The sequence below is a fragment of the Flavobacterium sp. genome (assembly GCF_003525665.1).
Classification (GTDB): Bacteria; Bacteroidota; Bacteroidia; order Flavobacteriales; family Flavobacteriaceae; genus Flavobacterium.
In genome coordinates, this window is record NZ_DQDX01000012.1 from 1 (window position 1) to 3,340 (window position 3,340).

Below are 3,340 nucleotides of genomic sequence, written 5' to 3' on the forward strand. Positions count from 1 at the left end.
TTTTTTTTCTTTTTTACTCTCATTCTTTCAAAAAACTCTCAGCGTTTTGCGGATGGCAAAGGTAAAACCTTTTATCATTCTGTGCAAATCTTTTTTTAAGTTTTTTTCAGTATTTGTTAGTGAACGTCTGCCTTAATGCGGGTGCAAAAGTAAGCATCTTTTTCAATCTCGCAAGTCTTTTCTAAACCTTTTTTGAAACTATTTTTTAATTCGCTGGTTTTGTGATTGTTGTTTAGCAAAGTTTTTTTGTCTTTTTTTTATTGATTGTGGATTTGCAACGAAATGGCCTTTAAAAATCGGATGTCTTCTCAAATGGATTACCTAAATAGCCCCGATTGTAGTGAAAATAAAAGCCGTTTTTTCTTAAAAACGGCTTTTATTGTAGCGAAAGCGGGTAAATGGATTGCAGAAAATGCCCAAACCTTTCGCTCCTGAAAAAAATACTTACTATTATACCTATATATATTGTGTGGGTTTTGTTAATCTTCTATATTTGCATTCCATAAAATATAAGGAATGATAAAGATTACTCTACCTGACGGTTCGATTAAGGAGTTCGAAAATGGTTCGACTCCGATGGATGTTGCAAAAAGCATCAGTGAAGGATTAGCAAGAAACGTGATTTCGGCTGCTTTTAATGGTACAACTATAGAAACTTCGACGGAATTGACGACCGATGGTTCACTCATATTATATACGTGGAATGATAAAGAAGGTAAAAAAGCTTTTTGGCATTCTACTTCACACGTTATGGCTCAGGTTTTGGAGGAGAAATACAATGGTATTAAATTGACTCTTGGACCAGCGATTGATAATGGATTTTATTATGATGTGGATTTTGGCGATAACAAAATAACGGATGCCGATTTTAAAGCTATTGAAGATAGAGTTTTAGAGGTTTCTCGAGAAAAGCATGAATTTAAGATGCGTGCAGTTTCTAAGGCAGAAGCTTTGGAGACTTATAAAGATAATGAATATAAGACTGAGTTGATTTCTAACTTAGAAGATGGAACGATTACTTTTTGTGATCATGCTAACTTTTTTGATTTGTGTCGTGGTGGCCATATTCCAAATACAGGAATTATAAAAGCTATGAAGATAATGAGTGTTGCTGGTGCTTATTGGCGTGGTGACGAGAAAAACAAGCAGTTGACTCGTGTTTACGGAGTTTCATTCCCAAAACAAAAAGATTTAACTGAATACTTAGAGTTACTTGAAGAAGCAAAACGCAGAGACCATAGAAAACTGGGTAAAGAGCTTGAATTGTTTGCTTTCTCTCAAAAAGTTGGTCAAGGTTTACCATTATGGTTACCAAAAGGTGCTGCTTTGAGAGATAGATTGGAACAGTTTTTAAAGAAAGCTCAGAAAAAAGGTGGCTACGAACAAGTTGTAACGCCACATATTGGTCAGAAAGAACTTTATGTAACTTCTGGACATTATGCAAAATACGGTGCAGATAGTTTTCAGCCAATAACTACACCTGCAGAAGGAGAAGAATTCTTGTTGAAACCGATGAACTGTCCGCATCACTGTGAAATCTACAACGTAAGACCGTGGTCATACAAAGATTTACCAAAACGTTATGCTGAATTTGGAACAGTGTATCGCTACGAACAGTCTGGTGAACTTCACGGTTTAACTCGTGTACGAGGATTTACTCAGGATGATGCGCACATTTTCTGTACTCCAGAACAATTGGATGAAGAGTTTAAAAAAGTAATTGACCTTGTATTATATGTATTTGGTTCGTTAGGATTTGAGAATTTTACTGCTCAGATTTCGTTGCGTGATCAAGAAAATAGAGATAAATATATAGGTAGCGACGAGAATTGGGAAAAAGCTGAAAATGCTATTATCAATGCAGCAGCAGACAAAGGATTGAATACAGTTGTAGAATATGGTGAAGCTGCATTTTACGGCCCAAAATTAGACTTTATGGTTAAAGATGCGCTTGGAAGACAATGGCAACTTGGAACTATTCAGGTGGATTACAATCTTCCGGAGCGTTTTGACTTGACTTATAAAGGTGCTGATGATAAACTTCACAGGCCAGTTATGATTCACAGAGCTCCATTTGGATCAATGGAACGATTTATAGCAATTTTACTGGAACATACAGCAGGAAATTTCCCACTTTGGTTGATGCCTGAACAAGCTATTATATTATCTTTAAGCGAGAAATATGAAAATTATGCTAAAAAAGTTTTAAATCTGCTAGAAAATCACGAAATTCGCGCCCTAATTGACAACCGCAACGAGACTATTGGTAAGAAAATCAGGGATGCAGAAATTCAAAAAATGCCGTTCATGCTTATCATAGGTGAGGAAGAAGAAAAAAACGGAACCGTTTCTATTCGTCGTCATGGACAAGAAGGAAAAGGAAATATCACGGTTACAATTGATGAATTTGTAAAAATTGTAAACGAAGAAGTTGCCAAAACATTAAAAACATTTGAAGTTTAACTAAAATAATTACGCCATAGCAATTAGAAACAACAGAGGTTATCAACCTCGAGTAGAAAAAAAAGATGAACACAGAATAAACAATTTTATTCGTGTGCCTGAAGTACGTCTTGTTGGAGACAATGTAGAACCAGGTATTTTTAAAACAGCAGATGCTATGCGTCTTGCTGATCAATTAGAATTGGATTTGGTAGAAATTTCTCCAAATGCCGAACCACCTGTATGTAAGATAATGGACTATAAAAAGTTTGTTTACATGCAAAAGAAGCGTGATAAAGAATTGAAAGCTAAATCTACCCAGATTGTAGTAAAAGAAATTCGTTTTGGACCGCAAACTGATGAGCATGATTATGAATTTAAAAGAAAAAATGCTGAGAAGTTCCTTAAAGAAGGATCTAAATTGAAAGCATTTGTATTCTTTAAAGGACGTTCAATCATCTATAAAGAGCAAGGTCAAATATTATTATTACGTTTGGCTCAAGATCTAGAAGACCACGGAAAAGTAGAAGCATTACCTGTCCTTGAAGGAAAGAGAATGATTATGTACATCGCTCCGAAGAAAAAGAAGTAATACTCAGAATTCTATCTGATATTAAAAATAAGTAAGTAAGTTAAATTTAAATAAATTAGGGAAATTATGCCTAAAATGAAAACAAAATCTAGCGCCAAGAAACGATTCAAAGTTACTGGTTCTGGAAAAATCAAGAGAAAACACGCTTTCAAAAGCCACATCTTGACTAAAAAGTCTAAGAAGCGTAAATTAGCTTTAACGCATTCTGCTTTGGTTCACAAAACAGATGAGAAAAGCATTAAACAACAATTAAGAATTATATAATTAGTATTAAGATTTAAGTATTAAGTATTACGACTTAAATAT

3 protein-coding genes are annotated in these 3,340 nt (G+C 34.5%); all 3 read left to right on the plus strand.

Annotation, left to right across the window (positions count from 1 at the left end):
- Window positions 1–516 precede the first annotated feature (516 nt).
- The 3 genes from thrS to rpmI all read left to right on the plus strand — a co-directional run bounded on the left by thrS (window position 517) and on the right by rpmI (window position 3,298).
- The gene (thrS, locus tag DIU01_RS00770) at window positions 517–2,463 is read left to right on the plus strand and encodes a threonine--tRNA ligase (protein WP_290831362.1); all 1,947 of its coding nucleotides are present in this window, start codon (window positions 517–519) and stop codon (window positions 2,461–2,463) included.
- A 22-nt stretch (window positions 2,464–2,485) separates the two neighbouring features.
- Window positions 2,486–3,034, plus strand: a complete 549-nt coding sequence (gene infC / locus DIU01_RS00775; protein ID WP_290831363.1) for a translation initiation factor IF-3 — start codon at window positions 2,486–2,488, stop codon at window positions 3,032–3,034.
- Window positions 3,035–3,100: 66 nt separating this feature from the next.
- Window positions 3,101–3,298 (plus strand): 50S ribosomal protein L35, encoded by a 198-nt coding sequence (rpmI, locus tag DIU01_RS00780; protein WP_011921545.1) that lies wholly within the window; start codon window positions 3,101–3,103, stop codon window positions 3,296–3,298.
- Window positions 3,299–3,340 lie beyond the last annotated feature (42 nt).

Excerpts from the sequence above, each read along its gene's own strand:
- thrS (WP_290831362.1), top strand. The coding sequence starts at position 517 with ATGATAAAGATTACTCTACCTGACGGTTCGATTAAGGAGTTCGAAAAT.
- rpmI (WP_011921545.1), top strand. The coding sequence starts at position 3,101 with ATGCCTAAAATGAAAACAAAATCTAGCGCCAAGAAACGATTCAAAGTT.